The sequence below is a fragment of the Enterococcus sp. XAF26B05_ASV22 genome, from assembly GCF_056727285.1.
In genome coordinates, this window is record NZ_CM161538.1 from 1,757,276 (window position 1) to 1,773,726 (window position 16,451).

A 16,451-nucleotide genomic window follows, 5' to 3' on the forward strand; every position below is an offset into this window, starting at 1 on the left:
TAAATGTCTATTATTATTATAACAGACAAAGAATTATTTTTCACCAAATTAAAATGAAGGAAGTTGATTTCTTGGAAAAAATAAAATTCTCAAAAAAATATATGATTTTAAATGAAGTTCTTAATGCAGTAACTCATGGGATTGGGGCTGGATTAAGTATTGCTGGCTTAGTGATTTTATTAATAAAAGGCGCACGTCTTGATTCTACTGTACATGTCGTTTCCTACGCCATATATGGCTCAACATTAGTGCTTTTATTTCTGGCTTCAACCCTATTTCATAGTTTGATTTTTACTAGAGCGAAAAAAGTTTTTCAGGTTTTTGACCATAGTTTGATTTTTTTATTGATCGCCGGAAGCTATACGCCGTTTTGTTTGCTGAGCATAAAAGGTTGGCTTGGTTGGTTATTGTTTGTGCTTATCTGGGTAATGGCTATCAGTGGTGTTGTCTATAAATCCCTGACCTTACACAAACAAGAAACAGTAAAAAATGTTTCTACTGTGATTTATATTATTATGGGCTGGCTGTGCATTACTGCTGCAAAACCCTTATATGACTCTTTAGGTCCTACAGGTATCTCATTATTGGTTGCAGGTGGCGTTTCCTACACATTAGGTGCCGCATTTTATAGCTTAAAAAATGTTCGCTTTATGCATGTAGTTTGGCATTTGTTCGTGATGCTAGGTGCTGGTTTCATGTTCTTTTCAATTTTGCTTTATACTTAGAAAAACGTAAAACCCATTAGTTTAAAGGCTTTTAGGTACTTCTTTTTTGATTAGTAAAAAAGAAGTATCTTTTTTTATATTTATCTCTTTACAAACCGAACAAACATTCGTATAATAACTATACAAACGTTTGTTCGATAAAAAATTATGAGGTGATTAAGAATGAAAGCAGTTCGTCGTGGCGGGTTATTATTTGTTGTATTGATTATTGGTATTTTCTTAGGAACATTAGGCTTACAGTCCGCTTTACTTATTGTTAGCCCTCTATTTATTATATGGTTCATGTTATGGGACGAAAAACGGTACACACATACAAGAAAAAAAGAGGACCATCAACATTATATATATCGCAAATATCCATAAATCAAAGTAAAATAATACTTCCGCATATTTAAAAAAAGCTCTTTACTCCAGAATTTCGAAGTAAAGAGTTTTTTCTAATATTCCATCAATGTAACGATTTCATAACCAGCAATTTTGTCTCGTCCATGTAAATCCATCAATTCAATCAGAAATGCACAGCCGACAACAATTCCCCCCAATGATTCAATCAATTCAATAGTCGCTTTGATTGTACCCCCAGTTGCTAATAAATCATCACAAATCAAGACGCGTTGTCCTGGAATGATTGCATCTTTATGCAGTGTCAATGTATCTGATCCGTATTCTAAGTCATAAGTTACTTCAATTGTTTCACGAGGCAACTTTCCTTTTTTACGGACAGGAGCAAAACCAACTCCTAGCTCGTATGCAACAGGACAGCCTACTATAAAGCCACGTGCTTCAGGACCTACGACCATATCGATTCTCTTTTCTTTTGCGTAATCAACGATTTGCTTTGTTGCTTCACGGTACGCCTCGCCATTTGCCATTAAGGGTGAGATATCCCTAAAGATAACACCTTTTTCTGGATAATCTGGAATACTAGCAATATAATCTTTTAAATCCATTTTTATACTTCCTCCTCATTCCACAGCCAATGTTGTAATGTCTCACGATCGCTGTATAACAAAAATTCTTCTGTTTTGATTCTTTTTAAGCGAGTTTGATAGACCATACTTTCCGTCAAAGGATGGTTTTCAGGGTTTTCAACTTTTCTTAAAACACCGTTCTCTATTGTAACAAATCCTAGATCAAAAAACACCTGAATCATAAAAATTAATAGCTTTTCTTGGATTTTTAAATGTTGTACAACAACATTTAGTTTGTAACGAACATCCACTTGTTCTTGTTGTCTTACAAATTTATACAGTTGTGCATACTGTTCTCTTGTTCCTGTTCCATTCAAATACGCTTCTTCTTGAGAAATTCCCATTAAATAAACACGTTCAATTTTTCCAGCTTGAGTGATTTGTTTTAATAAAGCACTATCATCTGGACAGTCAACGAACACTAGTTGTTGACTGTCGGTTGTTTTGATAGACTCTACTGTTTCAGCCACCGTCGTAAATAAATAGCGCTGACTGCTCGAATCATTAATCAATTTTTGACTCTCCGCATTAAAGTAAATATATAGTGTATGTTCAGCAGGTATCTCTTTTTGGCGAGCATTTTTTCCTCTTAGATCAAACAATTGAGTCCCTTTTACTGAAAAATCACTGACCATCAGTTGTGGTTTTTTATTACCATTCCACTCATTGATCGACAACTGCCCTACGATGTTTGTTGTTCCTTGTCCAAATTCATCTACTTGATTGCCCATCTGAAAAGCAATCGCATCTAATTTAGTGCCCTCTTGACTTATTTGGAATTTAAGATGACTTTTGTCGGCTCCAATTTGCCGACTTTGCTCAACTGAGACATCTTCAAAAACAAAATTAGGTACAGGATTATCTGTTCCCAAAGGAGCCAGTATTTTTAGTTGCTGAATAAATGGAATCGTAGCGTCTTCGACTTTCAATGACTCATCGATCAGCATTTCTTGACCTTGAGATAAATCAATTTGATTTATTTCTAAATACTGAATTAAATGTTCTTTTACTTTGACGATATTCGCTACAGGTAATGTCATACCAGCAGCCATATGATGACCACCAAAATGAATAAATTCTTCACGGATTTCACTTAATGAATCAAACAAATTCAATGCGGAAACACTACGTCCAGAACCTTTTGCTAGCTGGTTGTTTTCATCGATTGTAAGTACAATTGTCGGTTTCCCTGTATCTTGCATGATTCTACCAGCAACAATACCAAGTACTCCTTCGTGCCAACCTTGTTTTGCCACAATATGGATTGGAGCAGTCGGATCAATTAGTTCAAAAGCTTCTTTCGTAATGGTAGCAACGATTTCTTTGCGCTCATCATTTTGGCTATTGATATAGGTTGCGATCCGCTTTGCTTCTTCTTCATCGAATGTTGTCATCAATTCAACACCAGGACTCGCATCACCTAATCTTCCCAATGCATTTAAGCGCGGTGCAATTGTAAAACCGATATTTTCTTCACTAATAGCCTCTTTTTTAAGTTCGGCTAGGTGAACCAACACATCTAAACCAATCCGTTCACCTGTTTGAATCATTTCCAGTCCCATTTTGACGAGAACTCTATTTTCATCAGTCAGTGAAACTAAATCGGCAATCGTTCCAATTGCAACTAAATCAAGAAATTCAACAGGCAGTTCTCCCAATAACGCTGTTGCAACTTTAAAAGCTACTCCAACGCCAGCTAATTCTCCAAATGGATACTCTCCTAAGGGATGTTTCGGGTGAATGATTGTGAATGCATTTGGTAATTCAGGTGGTAACTCATGATGATCTGTTACAATGACATCTATGCCTTGTTCTGTCGCATAATTTATAGCTTCGTGTCCAGCCACACCATTATCCACAGTGATGATCAGCTGGATACCATTCTCAATTTGTTCTTTAAATACAGCTAAATTAGGCCCATATCCTTGAATGAATCGGTTAGGCAAGAAGTACTCTACTTCCCCACCAATCAGTTCAATTGCCTCTTTCATAACAGTAGTACTTGTAATACCATCAGCATCATAATCACCGTAAACCAAGATTTTTTCGCCTTGTGCTACAGCATCTTGAATTCTTGTGACAGTTTTTTCCATATCATGCAGTAAAAAAGGATCATAAAGGTTTTCTACTGTCGGACGTAAAAATGTTTCCAACGCTTCTTTTGACTGAATACCCCGATGCCATAAAATTTGGCCTAGTAAAGGATTGATCTGTTCATTTGTTAGTATAGTTGAAAATTCTTCTGGCAATTCTGTCTTTTCCCGCAATTGCCACGTATATTTTGCTTTTTTCACGACGTCACTCCTAACCAAGTAATTATATCAAATACAGTGGGAAAACTAAAGAAAGTATCCTGAAAATCCGCAAATTAAAAAGCAAAGATAAACTGTTTCTGCATTATCTTTGCTTTTTAAGCTTTATATTTCTTCTTCGCTACTTCTTGGTTTAGTAAAATGATCCACACGACTACCGACAGATTCTGCATCTTCACTAGGCGTAATTGGGGCTTGAGCTGCTGTGGCATCGTATTTCGCCTGTAGTTCAGCGATCTGATTTTCGTACGATCGTTTTACTTTATCAACCTCTTCTTGCACTACTTTATCTGCATCGTTTTTATAAACATCGATGTCTTTCTGTAATTCTTTTACTTGTTTTTTCTGTTTCCACATGGTCGTTGTTGAAGTTAACAAACCAATCAATGCACCGACTATTGCAGATCCTAAAATAATAAGGATCAATGGACCAGAAATTTTGGCAAAACCGAAGCTGACAGGTACTGTTTGGTTATTTAACACTGCAAAGATGACCACAATTAGCACCAAAATCAACCCAATAACAACACGCCACTGATTTTTCATATTACATTTCCTCCTCATCTGATTGAAACTAAAGCTAGCATTAGAAGCTAGATCTAACCATTATTTTTTGTTTAATACACCACCAGCTAATAAATCTCCTAGGTGTGGGAACAATGTATATAAACGATAGGCACCTTCCATAACCCGCGGACGATTGATTTCTCGCTTCCAAGTCCCCATAGTATTTACAATTTCTTTTGCTAACTTGTTAGGCTCAAGAACGAACATATCTACGGAGGCTAAGTAATCCCCTGACGGATCAGCTTTATCAAAAAACTCTGTTTGAATAGGCCCTGGATTTACTGTTGTTACAGAAACACCAAGTGGTTTCAATTCTAGGCGTAAAGCATTAGAAAAACCTAAAACTGCAAATTTGGTTGCCGAATAAACCGTTGATTTTGCTGTAGCCATTTTTCCAGCCATTGAAGCGATATTAATGATATGTCCAATCCCTCTTTCAGCCATCTGGATCGCAGCTTGTTCGAGTAAAGACCATCATACCTAATACATTTACTTCAAACATATTTCTAGCAACAGCTAAATCAATATCTACGAAGTTTTCAAAAATACCAAAGCCAGCATTGTTGACTAAAACATCAATAGGTCCTACCTCTGCCTTGATTTTTTCAAAAACATTCTCCACATTCTCAGGGTCTGAAATATCTAATTGGAAGGAAAATGCGGTTTTTCCACTCAGTTCTTCACAAGTTTCCTTTACTTTCCCTATTAAGTTAATCCGTCTAGCACATACAACGATAATTGCGCCTTTTTTTGCTGCTTCATAACAAATTTGTTCCCCTAAACCTGCAGAACCACCTGTTACAACAACGACTTTATCTGTTAAATCCTGTTCGTTAAACATTCTAACGCCTCCTTACTCCGCTTTAAACGGGATTTCTATAATTTCCATATCTTTCACGACTTTTGTATTTGGAAAAATCTCTTTGGCTTCATTTTCTAATTGGATGATATCTCCAGTTAAATAACGAGCACTAATATGTGTCAATATTAGTTTTTCCACTTTTGCTTCTAACGCTACTTGTGCTGCCTGATGACTTGTAGAATGATAATATGCTTTAGCCATTTTTGCTTCATCTTTGTTAAAGGTACTCTCATGCACTAAAACAGTCGCATTTTCTGCCAGTGCTACACTATTTGGTGTTTTTCTTGTATCCCCAAGAATCGTTACAGTTCTGCCTAATTTTTTTTCACCAACAAAGTCTTTTCCGTTGATCACTTGTCCATCTGGTAATTCTACAGATTCGCCTCGTTTAATTTTCCCATAGATTGGCCCGGATGGAATATTCAAAGCGGCTAATTTATCGACCTGTAACTCTCCTTCATGATCAGCTTCCACGATACGGTAGCCAAAACTTGCAATGCCATGATCTAATGGTTTACAAGAGACAGTGAACTGCTTATCAGAAAATACGACGCCTTCTTTGATTTCAATAAACTTCAATTCATACGAAAGACGCGTTTGTGAAACTTTCAGAGCTGTCCGAATGAATTCCGCTATACCTACCGGTCCATAAATTTCTAATTTTTCATTTCCACCTTGAAACGAACGGCTACTTAATAACCCAGGTAAGCCGAAAATGTGATCTCCATGTAAATGAGTGATAAAAATCTTTTCGATTTTTCTTGGGCGAATAGTACTTTTCAAAATTTGCAGTTGAGTGCCCTCCCCACAATCGAATAGCCACACTGCATTTATTTCGTCTAATAATTTTAAAGCGATACTACTTACGTTACGATGTTTTGCTGGAACCCCAGCTCCTGTACCTAAAAATTGTAATTCCATCTTCTACCTAACTTTCCTTAATCTTCTTCTTTATTTTAGAAGAAAGTGGCTGCTTTAGCAAATAATATTTATTATACAGGAAAACGCAAAATAACAGTGGTGCCTTTTGGCATAGTATCTGTGAGTTCAATTTTCCCTTGATGTTCTTCTACGATCCATTTCGCAATAGCAAGCCCAATGCCATAACCGCCTGTTTTACGGTTTCGAGATCCTTCTACTCGATAAAAGCGTTCAAATACTGCGGCTTTATTTTCTTCAACGATGCCTATACCTGTATCACTGATTTTAATGAGCCATTCGTTATTTTTAACACTTGAAAAGACCGTTATTTTCTCGCCAGTTGCAGTATATTTTAATGCGTTATCTAACAAAATAATCAGTAATTGATGAATTCTTTTTTTATCGAAACATAGTTGCTGATCTTCGCCTAGATCGATAATAAACTCTTTTTCTTCTGCCAAAGCTAATTCTTGGTATGGCAGTAGAACCGTATTCAAAAAGTTGTTACTCTTTATAGGCTCTTTTTCTAAGGTTAATGAATTGGAATCTGAGCGAGCTAATAAGAGTAAATCGCTTGTCAATTGACTTAAACGTTGAACTTCGTCAAGAGACAAAGCAATCGTTTCAGATTCTTCTAAAATCGTATGATTGGGTTTGGTAAACAATTTTTCTAGTTTTGCTTGAATGATTGTTAGCGGTGTTCTTAGCTCGTGAGATGCATTTTCAACAAATTCCTGTTGCTTTTTCCAGGAAATCATAATAGGTTTCATGAACCATTTAGAGAGAAAATAACTCAATGCAATCGATAATAAGCCAAAAATAATCATACAGATAATCAGTATTTGTTTAATCCGTTCAACAGTTCCTTTGATTGGATCAATATTCACTAAAAGCTGAATGTAAGCGACTTGCTCCTGATTTTCAACAGGCAGTGTAATCGAGCGAAATTGCAAAGTTCGATCGTTACTGTCTTTTGTTTGTATACTGCTTATTGTACTCAATTGATCCGTTGATAACGTCAAATTTTGAAAATCATAAAAACGAGAACCTAACTCTGCTTCATTCAGTATCTTCCCATCTTTCGACCAAAGAATCACTTGTTGCTGGAAATTATTGGGCGGCGGTGTATCGAATTTTCCTAACTGAGAAACGTTTTCTTGCCGCCGTTCAGTCTGAAGCATTTGATGTTGTAGAAATTTTTGATCAGTTGCTAAACGTTGTAAGTCATGATCTACTGTTTGGTATATAGATGTCTGTAGTAGCTGAAATACAATCAAACCTAAAATCAGAAAGATACTTGCAAATGAAATTAAGTTGATCAAAAAATAATTGAATCTTTGTTTTTTGCTTAGTTGTTTATTCATGTTCTATCCCTTCTGGTACTTCAAAAAGATAACCAACATTACGCAACGTTTTGATCCATCGATCAAGCCCAAAAGGTTTTAAATTCTTTCTAAGATTACTCATATAAACCTCAACGACCGTCAATGTTGTATCGGATTGAAATCCCCAAATTCGATCAAACAATTGATCTTTGGTAATGATGCGCCCTTGATTTTGCATTAGATAATGTAATAAATCGAATTCTTTTCCTTGGAGCGTGAAGTCATTCCCTTTAAAACTTGGTTGTCGATTGTCAAGATCTAAACATAGATCGTGAACGATTAACTCGTTTTTTCCATTCATTCCTAATGAACGACGCGCTAATGCTTGAACACGTAGTAACAATTCTTCTCGGTGGAATGGTTTAGTCAAATAATCGTCCCCACCATTTTTAAAGCCGTTTACTTTATCTTGTAGCCCATCTTTGGCTGTTAAAATCAAAACTGGTGTATAGATATTTTTCTTTCTTAAACCCGTTAAAACCTGTTCGCCAGATAGTGATGGCAACATTAAATCTAATACGATTAAGTCATAAATTCCTCGTTCTCCTTCGTATAAAGCCTCTTCTCCGTCATAAACTTGAACGATTTCGCCGATTTCAGATAAAATCTCTAAAATACTATCTGATAAGATTTCATCATCTTCTACTAAGAGTATTTTTAACACTTGTTTTCACATCCTTATAATCAAAAAAAGAAGACGAATAGAAAAATTCTCTGTCACGTCTTCTAGTGTATTTATTCATTTTACCATTGATGAGTGATTAATGGTCGTTTTTTTCAGTTGAATCTTGTTTTTTATCTTGCCAAGATTTTTTAGCTGAATCAGTTGTTTCTTTTTCTACATCTTTCGCATGTGTGATTTCTTTTTCTACATCTTCAAAATCTAAACGCGTGATTTCGCCACCTAATTCGTTCATGATCAGTTGGTTCAAAGGTCGATTATCATCTTCTTCTGCAATCAAAATCAAACCAGTTTCCCCTTCACCTATTTGCTTTGTCACATGTTCAAAAACGGTTTGAGCACCTTGAATTTCTTTCGCATCTTGCGAAGCGCCTAATAAACTTCCTGCAAACCAACCTAGTAGAATACCTAACGGGCCGCCTAAAATACCAATCAGCATACCAATCATACTATTCGTTGATGTATGGTTATTACCAGTAAAATCTAGGAAATCATCGATCTTAAACTGATGCACGCCGTCGTTTACATGCGTTACAACAGCCATTTGTTCCCCCTTGATCTTTTTGCTAGCATATAGTTTCTTTATTTCTGAGAATGCCTGATATGCTTGGCTTTCTACTTCAAAATGCATAATAATAACTCGTTTGGACATATATGAACACCTCGTTCTATTTGATAGCTATATTCTATCAATAAACCAGCCCTTAAAGCAATGAAAATCAATTATCTTGGCGGTTGGCCACCTGGTCCTCCACCCATTTGATTACCAGTCACTTCAGAACCAGATTGATCAACGGACGTTAATACGCCATTAAGCGAAATTTTTGCTAATTCTGTTCCATTTGTATAGTCACCTCCTCTGTATAATCCATTTTTTGCTGTTCCAGAATCTTTACCGCCAGTAGATAACGTGACCGTTTCTCCAACCTTTAAATCAGGTGAACTAATTGCAATGTGAGAAAAGTCTTTTTCTGGCGCAAATGAAATGACCGTTTCACCTGCTTCATTTTTAAGGTTGACTAGGCTTCCTGCTTTTTGGGTATCATCGAAGAAAAGACTTAGTGCGGCTTGGGAAGAGGTATCACTAGCACTCATTGCCATACCCGAACTCCCACTTGCAGCAAAAATCCCGCCATCAATTGTAAAAGTTCCGTCATAATCAAGTGCTCCATTCCCACTGTCAGTTGGACCATTTACGATTAGCGTACCTGCAGTCATTCGAACATCTCCATTACTGTCGATACCGTCGCCATCAGAATTCACATAGGTCGTTCCACCATTGATTTCTATGAATTTTGTGCTATCACCACCACTACCAGGTTCACCAAATGAATCTGCACCGAATTGTCCTTCTTGTCCATCTTCTCCAGAGCTACCACCGGCAGCATTGATGCCATCATCGGATGCTTTAACAGAAATATCACCATCATTAATCGTTACCGTTGCTCCTTCTAAGCCTTCATATGATTGACTGACCGTTATTTTCCCATTGTTGATAAGCAAATCAGTATCAGCGTGAATACCATCATCACCGCTAGTTAATGAAAAGGTCCCATTATTGATTGTGACTGTTGCATTTGAATGGATTGCATCGTCAGCTGTATTTATGTCAAAAGTCCCATCATCAATAATGATATTTCCTGCTGCCTTCAGTCCTTTGTAGCTGGCTGTTGTGTCAATCGATTGATCGTTATACCCGCTAGCTGTTTGTATCTTGAGATCAGATTTCGCAATAGACAGATTGGTTTCCGCTTGAATGCCATCATTCCCAGACTGAATCGTATACGTGCCGCCATCTAATGCAACCCACCCCTTATCTGTATCAGTACTGTTATTCGCTTGAATTCCATCCCCTTCTGTTGTTTTTAAAGAGAATGTTCCATTTGCAATAGATACAGAGTCTTTGCCCTTGATAGCATTGTTTTTGGCTATAATGTTGAGAACACCATTAGTAATAACCAAATCATCTTTACTACGAATGCCATTACTATAATTCCCTGTAACATCTAAAGTACCAGAACCATTGATTGTTAGATCATCTTTACTAAAAAAAGTAGCATCTGGTTCGGTTTCATCCGCTGATGCAAATGTATAATCAGAACCATCTGAAAGGCTATTTTTTGAACCTTCTACTAAAGTAGTAATAACTTTTTTTGCTTGCTCAACATAGATTGCAGAAGATGATTCATTGCTAATTGAAACATTGTTCATGACTAAATGTACTGTTTCCTCATTTGCACTAACTTTTAGCTGACCTTTATAATCTCCTGATAAAATATACGTACCACCTGCAGTAATTGAGATCGTATTATCTTTTTCAGAAACACCTGATCCATCTATAATACTTCCTGAGTCTTTTAATTCAATTTTTGTGGCTGTTTTTTCATCATACCCTTCATCATAATCCTCTTCATCATATTTACCATATTGATTATTAGAGGATTTTTTTGATTCCTGAACCGCAACAACGTTCTCATTACTTTTTGAGGTCGCAGTAGTTGTACTTGTTGTTTTGGTACATCCAGTAAATAGAATGAGTAACATCGTTAAAGTTGTGATACCTAATTTGGTTTTTTTCATGATATTCACCTACAATTCTTCTCTATTTGTCGAAACTTTTCCTGAAACAATCGTTAAATTTCCATTTCTTATACGCATAGCATCCATTAATTCTTTTTCCATTCGACTATCTTTTAACGTGATTCGATAACGTAGTTCATACAAACTTCCCATATTTGTGGTCTTCACTGAATCTAAATAGGCAGAGTATGTGTAGTGCTGAAACAAATCATCAAACAATCCTGGGTAATCTAAATCTTCAGGAATCGTGATTTTCACTTCCCTTTCTGCCAATTTTTGCTTTTCACCAAAATGAAGTGTATTCAAAACAAGTAAAAATAATGCAATAATCAAAGAAAATATCGTAATGTAACTGACGTAGCCCATTCCAGTAGCAAGGCCGATACCCATCGACCAAAAAATACTCGTAATTTCTCTAGCACCACCTGCCACTGAACGAAATCTGATCAAACTAAATGCACCTAGCACAGCGACCCCCGTGCCTAAATTACCATTGACTAACATAATAACCAATTGGACTAAAACAGGTAAGACGGCTAACGTAATGACAAAGTTTTTACTATAAATATTTCTGTACATATGAACGTAAGCCACTAAAAGACCTAATAAAACTGAAACTACAATACAAATTAATAGTTGTTTGATTGATACATCCACTGAACTTTCTACTAATAAACTAGACAACATGCTGAAAATCTCCTTTGCAATATAAGTAACGTTGATATGTTTGAGCGTATTTTGAAAACGATAGTGGATAAATATTAAGCGCTGCTAAGATTTCTGAAAACCAAAGTGGATATGCCCCCAATGCTTTGACTTCCATTAAGACATCGATTTCTGGTGCTACTCGTTCACCTTGATCATTTAAAGTATGCGTTAATTCTTCTTTTCGATAACGAATATTAAAGTCAAAGGTAAGTCGAAAATCGTCATTTTCTGCAGTAAACAGTGCTCGTCGATCATATGCAATCATCACTTTAGGTTCTAATTTTCTGCGAGCAACTAACCAGTCAATTTCCTGTTTGATTTGCTGATCTTTTGTTGTTTTTAGCTTGAATGAATGTGGTTTTTGACTATATTCTTTCGCTATTTGGTAAGATAGAGCAACCCTTCTTTTATAAACGACACCACTGACTTTCTTTTTTATTTCCAAAAAAACCATTGACTGTTCAGTAGGGATACCATAACTTCTAATTCTGAACTTTTCTTTGTATACAGGCTTTTCTATCGAATGCCTGATCATCTCATAATCTTGAGTGTCGAAATAAATTGAAAGGATTGTGTGTAACCCATACTCGTCTTCTTGCATATAGGGAGTTAATTTTTCTCTTAATTGGGAATACATTGTATGGGTTAATGCATATTTTTTTTCTTTTCTTTGAAAACTATTTTTAAGTTTAACCATTTTATTGCCTCCTTTAACTGAATTTATTTTATAAAAGGAAACATAAATGAACCTTAAAGATAAAAAGAAAAAATCATCTTATCTCTGAATATGTTCATTCTTCAGAGATAAGATGATTTAAACGCTGTATTTTATTTTAGTAATTCGTTAACAGATGTATAGTTTTTATTTTGATCTTTGGCCACTGCTTCCATTGTTAAATGTTTTTTATACGTATTGATTCCTGTTAAAATAGTTTCGTTCTCTTTTGCGGCCTGTACAATTCCTTTATTGGCGATCGTAACAGCATAAGGAATCGTTGCATTTGTCAACGCGAAGGTAGATGTTCTTGGAACAGCACCTGGCATATTTGCTACAGCATAATGAACAACTCCATGTTTAATATACGTTGGATTATCGTGTGTAGTGATTTGATCCGTCGTTTCAAAAATTCCGCCTTGATCAATGGCAATATCGACGATAACTGCCCCTTGCTTCATTTGTTTAACCATCGCTTCAGTCACAAGTTTTGGCGCTTTGGCACCTGGAATCAAAACTGCTCCGATTACTACATCTGCTTCTTTCACTTTATTCTCAATGTGGTAAGCGTTAGAAATCAAGGTTTGAACATTATTGCCAAAAAGATCATCCAGTTCAGCTAATCGATGAGGATTAACATCTAAAATCGTTACTTTTGCCCCTAAACCGATAGCAATTTTTGCCGCATTTGTACCAGCTACTCCACCACCGATAATCACAACTTTTCCTCTTTCGACTCCTGGAACACCAAATAATAGAATTCCTTCTCCGCCTTTAGGTTTTTCTAAAAATTGAGCACCAACTTGTACAGACATCCTACCAGCAACTTCACTCATTGGTGTCAATAACGGTAGTGTACGATTCAAGCTCATCGTTTCATAAGCCACAGCTGTGACATTGTTTTCAATCAAAGAATCAGTCAGTTCAGGTTCGGGGGCTAAATGAAGATAGGTAAATAAAATTAACTCATCATGAAAATACTGGTATTCTTCTTTTAAAGGTTCTTTGACTTTAATAACCATTTCAGACTGCCAAACGTTCGCAACGTTGTCCTCTATTGTAGCGCCTACTTCTTCATATTCCTGATTTGTAAAACCTGAACCAAGACCAGCCATACTTTCAACGATTACTTGATGTCCATTATTGATCAAACTAACTACGCCGGCTGGTGTAATAGCCACTCTGTTTTCATTGTTTTTGATTTCTTTTGGAATACCGATACGCATGCTTTTCACCTCACTGTTTTTTTATACAACTAATGTCCGTTCATTACTGAATTTTTCATACTTTTTATTGACTGCAATATCTTCTAATGTTTCAACTAATGTGTAGACTTCTTCATAGGTGTTATAAAGAGCGATTGGAGCTAATCGAATCACATTAGGTTCTCTGAAATCAGGTATGATATTGGCTTCTTTCAATGCTTTACATATTCTGTAAGCTTCGTCATGTTCTAAACAAATGTGCCCGCCTCGCTTGCTATCTTCACGAGGATTACCAACTGCATACCCATATTTTGCAAGTTTTTCATCGATTAAATACATTAGATAGGCGGTAATCAATAGTGATTTTGTCCGAATCTGATCCATTCCTACTTCATTAAAAATTGTTAATGTCCCTTCTAACGGCGCCATTGCCAAGAAACTTGGGGAACCAATTTGCCATCCGCTTGCATCTCTTTGATGCTCAAATTCATGTTTTAATTCAAATTGCGTATCATCTTTATTCCCCCACCAACCAGCTAATCCTGGTGTTTCTTTAAAGTGTTTTCGATTCATGTAAAGTCCGGCAATCGATCCTGGACCGGCGGACAAATATTTATACGTACACCAAATGGCGAAATCTGGCTCAACATCTTTAAAATCCATTGGTATTGCGCCAATAGCATGACATAAATCCCAACCAATGAGAATCCCTTTTTGATGTGCTGCTTCTGTCACTCGTTTCATATCTAGCACTTGTGAGCTACGATATAATACGGTCGGCAAAAGAATGATTGCGACATCGTCTGTCATTGCTTCAATAATAGCCGACTCATCAATTAGGCGTCCATCCTGACTTTTTACAACTTTTACAGCGTCTTTTGGTTCATATCCTTTTAGACGAACCTGACTATCAATAGCATAGCGATCAGTCGGAAAATTCAAATCATCAACTAAGATTTTATAGCGTTCTTTAGTGGGTTTATATAACGTGCTAATGCATTGATGAATATTGATTGTGGTACTTCCTGTAATGACAACTTCGTCTGGATGAGCATTGATCAGTGGTGCTGACATTTCGCCCAACTTCCCTGCGTAATGAAATAAACCATCCCAGAGTTTGATTCCTTCTTTTTTCCAAATATCCATCATATTTAACAATGCTTTTTCGGCATCTTTTGAAGCCAAACCTAATGAATTACCATCCATGTATATTTCTCCAGGCTGAACATAAAATCGATCTCTGATATTTTTGAGGGGATCTTTCTCATCTAATTCTTTTGCAAACGCTAGATCTGTCTGAAATTCTCTTTTCATTATTCGTCACCTTCCAAATGTTTTATTTAAAAGAAGCATGTCCAAAAAAATGAACTACTTCCTGTTGAACAAACGAATTACATCTTGCTAATGTTTTTATTTCGTTTAACGAAACCAAAAATAGCTAACAAAGCCACAACTCCTACACCACTTAATACATAAATAGCTGTTGTCCACGAATCACTAGATTCGCTTACCTCTGATACAATTGGTGTTCCTACAAAGATTCCAATGTAATAAAATAAATTTATAAAGGAAATGCTTGTCCCAATCAACCGATCTTGTTTTACTACTTTAGGTGCTAAAATCATCACACATGAAGACGATAAACTCGCGCCAGCTGAAAGTGCGAAGAGTTGCCCAATGAAGCTAAAACTATTTGACAAGTGACCCATCCAAAAAGTGGCCACTAACATCAGTATAAATGAACAGAAAATGATGATTTGTCCCTTTTTTGTCTTATCGATCAAATAACCTGCTAAAGCACCAAATGGAATGCCGAATAAACCAAAATATCCTGTGTAACGATTCGCTAAAGTTTCCGATAATCCGTATTGTTGCGTATAAATTTGTGGATAAAGGTTGATAAAAGCAAATAATATGAATGCCATGCAACCTTGAGCCAATGCTAAAAACCAAATCGACTTGTTCTCTATAACTTTTTTGACTGTTCCTTTCACTTCTTTTCGCTCAGTGATAGATCGATTGGCTGGTTGGTCTAAGAAAAATAGGTACAAACACAGCAAAATCAAGGATAAACCTGCTATAATCAGCCAAAGCGCACGCAAGCCATAAGACTGTGATAAGGGTTTAAACAAGTTCATTGCCAACATTGATCCTAATGCTGAAAAGGTTCCCCAAAGTCCTGTTGCAATGCCGCTATCTCCTTCTTTAAACCAAAAATGAATCAAAACGATTCCCACCATAATAATCATAGAAAATGAAATTCCTTCAATTGCTCTTGAAATCAATAAGGTCCAAAAACTAGTAGAAAAGGCTCCCCATAAATTTCCAATAGCCAAACACCCCATTAATCCAATCAATAATTTTTTAGGACCGAAACGTGTGACGAAAGCGCCACCTGGTATCGCTAGAAAAATCCCAGAAACTGTAAATATTGACATCAACCACGAAACCATTGATAGACTCACACCTAAATCTTGGCCTAATTCATTTTGAATCGGAACTAGTTTCAATTGACTTAAAGAAACAACCACACCACCTGCATATAGCAACAAAAATTTTAACCATCTGTTTCTCACCATAAAGAACGCTCCTCTTTGGTCTGTCTTTTTAGATTGAAGAAACACTGTATTTACTAGTAAACATTAACGTCATCTCAAGATAGGTTAATCATAACGAATTTTTTGGTTTCCTGTATATAAAAATATGAACTTAATGTAAGCGTTTTCCTTCCGTTTTTGAAAAAGTAAGGCACAATTTTTTACAATATGAAAACTCACCCTTTGAAATACAGTTCTTCGCAATGATACTTCACTAAAAT

The 16,451-nt window shown here is 36.2% G+C and carries 15 protein-coding genes and 1 pseudogene; 2 read left to right on the forward strand and 14 right to left on the reverse strand.

Annotated features, from left to right (window positions below):
• The first annotated feature begins 71 nt into the window (after positions 1–71).
• Together trhA and AC1PU0_RS08765 are read left to right on the forward strand one after the other, a co-directional pair.
• Positions 72–725, forward strand: a complete 654-nt coding sequence (gene trhA / locus AC1PU0_RS08760) for a PAQR family membrane homeostasis protein TrhA (protein WP_206850240.1) — start codon at positions 72–74, stop codon at positions 723–725.
• Positions 726–887: 162 nt separating this feature from the next.
• A complete protein-coding gene (locus tag AC1PU0_RS08765) occupies positions 888–1,088 on the forward strand; it encodes a hypothetical protein (RefSeq protein ID WP_069653158.1) in 201 nt (66 codons plus the stop codon).
• A gap of 74 nt (positions 1,089–1,162) precedes the next feature.
• Here AC1PU0_RS08765 and AC1PU0_RS08770 read toward each other — a convergent pair whose 3' ends face one another.
• From AC1PU0_RS08770 to AC1PU0_RS08835, 14 genes and pseudogenes are all read right to left on the reverse strand, one after another.
• Entirely contained in the window at positions 1,163–1,675 is a 513-nt protein-coding gene (locus AC1PU0_RS08770) for an adenine phosphoribosyltransferase (protein WP_069653157.1), read from the reverse strand.
• A 2-nt stretch (positions 1,676–1,677) separates the two neighbouring features.
• Positions 1,678–3,990: a single-stranded-DNA-specific exonuclease RecJ gene (recJ, locus tag AC1PU0_RS08775; RefSeq protein ID WP_206850238.1), complete on the reverse strand. Its 2,313-nt coding sequence runs from the start codon at positions 3,988–3,990 to the stop codon at positions 1,678–1,680.
• Positions 3,991–4,113: 123 nt separating this feature from the next.
• Complete coding sequence (locus AC1PU0_RS08780; protein WP_206834162.1) at positions 4,114–4,554, reverse strand: LapA family protein; 441 nt, start codon at positions 4,552–4,554, stop codon at positions 4,114–4,116.
• A gap of 60 nt (positions 4,555–4,614) precedes the next feature.
• A pseudogene (locus AC1PU0_RS08785) lies at positions 4,615–5,416 on the reverse strand (SDR family NAD(P)-dependent oxidoreductase).
• A 12-nt stretch (positions 5,417–5,428) separates the two neighbouring features.
• Positions 5,429–6,358 carry a ribonuclease Z gene (gene rnz / locus AC1PU0_RS08790; protein ID WP_206850234.1) on the reverse strand — a complete coding sequence of 310 codons (930 nt, stop codon included), beginning with the start codon at positions 6,356–6,358 and terminating at the stop codon, positions 5,429–5,431.
• 71 nt (positions 6,359–6,429) lie between these two features.
• The gene (locus AC1PU0_RS08795; protein WP_206834160.1) at positions 6,430–7,722 is read right to left on the reverse strand and encodes a sensor histidine kinase; all 1,293 of its coding nucleotides are present in this window, start codon (positions 7,720–7,722) and stop codon (positions 6,430–6,432) included.
• A complete protein-coding gene (locus AC1PU0_RS08800) occupies positions 7,715–8,407 on the reverse strand; it encodes a response regulator transcription factor (RefSeq protein WP_069653151.1) in 693 nt (230 codons plus the stop codon). The genes AC1PU0_RS08795 and AC1PU0_RS08800 overlap by 8 nt, the downstream gene beginning before the upstream one ends.
• Before the next feature lie 97 nt (positions 8,408–8,504).
• A complete protein-coding gene (locus tag AC1PU0_RS08805) occupies positions 8,505–9,077 on the reverse strand; it encodes a DUF1269 domain-containing protein (protein WP_206850232.1) in 573 nt (190 codons plus the stop codon).
• Between the two features lie 71 nt (positions 9,078–9,148).
• A complete protein-coding gene (locus AC1PU0_RS08810; protein ID WP_206850230.1) occupies positions 9,149–11,005 on the reverse strand; it encodes a carbohydrate-binding domain-containing protein in 1,857 nt (618 codons plus the stop codon).
• A 9-nt stretch (positions 11,006–11,014) separates the two neighbouring features.
• Positions 11,015–11,692: a DUF4956 domain-containing protein gene (locus AC1PU0_RS08815; protein WP_069653149.1), complete on the reverse strand. Its 678-nt coding sequence runs from the start codon at positions 11,690–11,692 to the stop codon at positions 11,015–11,017.
• The gene (locus tag AC1PU0_RS08820) at positions 11,682–12,410 is read right to left on the reverse strand and encodes a polyphosphate polymerase domain-containing protein (protein ID WP_206850228.1); all 729 of its coding nucleotides are present in this window, start codon (positions 12,408–12,410) and stop codon (positions 11,682–11,684) included. The genes AC1PU0_RS08815 and AC1PU0_RS08820 overlap by 11 nt, the downstream gene beginning before the upstream one ends.
• 131 nt (positions 12,411–12,541) lie before the next feature.
• A complete protein-coding gene (gene ald / locus AC1PU0_RS08825; RefSeq protein ID WP_069653147.1) occupies positions 12,542–13,654 on the reverse strand; it encodes an alanine dehydrogenase in 1,113 nt (370 codons plus the stop codon).
• Positions 13,655–13,675: 21 nt separating this feature from the next.
• The gene (gene kynU, locus AC1PU0_RS08830) at positions 13,676–14,947 is read right to left on the reverse strand and encodes a kynureninase (RefSeq protein WP_206850224.1); all 1,272 of its coding nucleotides are present in this window, start codon (positions 14,945–14,947) and stop codon (positions 13,676–13,678) included.
• A 77-nt stretch (positions 14,948–15,024) separates the two neighbouring features.
• Positions 15,025–16,212, reverse strand: coding sequence for an MFS transporter (locus AC1PU0_RS08835; RefSeq protein WP_206850222.1), 1,188 nt, complete (start codon positions 16,210–16,212; stop codon positions 15,025–15,027).
• Positions 16,213–16,451: the final 239 nt, after the last annotated feature.

Excerpts from the sequence above, each read along its gene's own strand:
- AC1PU0_RS08765 (WP_069653158.1), top strand. The coding sequence starts at position 888 with ATGAAAGCAGTTCGTCGTGGCGGGTTATTATTTGTTGTATTGATTATT.
- AC1PU0_RS08770 (WP_069653157.1), bottom strand. The coding sequence starts at position 1,675 with ATGGATTTAAAAGATTATATTGCTAGTATTCCAGATTATCCAGAAAAA.
- AC1PU0_RS08780 (WP_206834162.1), bottom strand. The coding sequence starts at position 4,554 with ATGAAAAATCAGTGGCGTGTTGTTATTGGGTTGATTTTGGTGCTAATT.
- rnz (WP_206850234.1), bottom strand. The coding sequence starts at position 6,358 with ATGGAATTACAATTTTTAGGTACAGGAGCTGGGGTTCCAGCAAAACAT.
- AC1PU0_RS08795 (WP_206834160.1), bottom strand. The coding sequence starts at position 7,722 with ATGAATAAACAACTAAGCAAAAAACAAAGATTCAATTATTTTTTGATC.
- AC1PU0_RS08805 (WP_206850232.1), bottom strand. The coding sequence starts at position 9,077 with ATGTCCAAACGAGTTATTATTATGCATTTTGAAGTAGAAAGCCAAGCA.
- AC1PU0_RS08810 (WP_206850230.1), bottom strand. The coding sequence starts at position 11,005 with ATGAAAAAAACCAAATTAGGTATCACAACTTTAACGATGTTACTCATT.
- AC1PU0_RS08815 (WP_069653149.1), bottom strand. The coding sequence starts at position 11,692 with ATGTTGTCTAGTTTATTAGTAGAAAGTTCAGTGGATGTATCAATCAAA.
- AC1PU0_RS08820 (WP_206850228.1), bottom strand. The coding sequence starts at position 12,410 with ATGGTTAAACTTAAAAATAGTTTTCAAAGAAAAGAAAAAAAATATGCA.
- ald (WP_069653147.1), bottom strand. The coding sequence starts at position 13,654 with ATGCGTATCGGTATTCCAAAAGAAATCAAAAACAATGAAAACAGAGTG.
- kynU (WP_206850224.1), bottom strand. The coding sequence starts at position 14,947 with ATGAAAAGAGAATTTCAGACAGATCTAGCGTTTGCAAAAGAATTAGAT.
- AC1PU0_RS08835 (WP_206850222.1), bottom strand. The coding sequence starts at position 16,212 with ATGGTGAGAAACAGATGGTTAAAATTTTTGTTGCTATATGCAGGTGGT.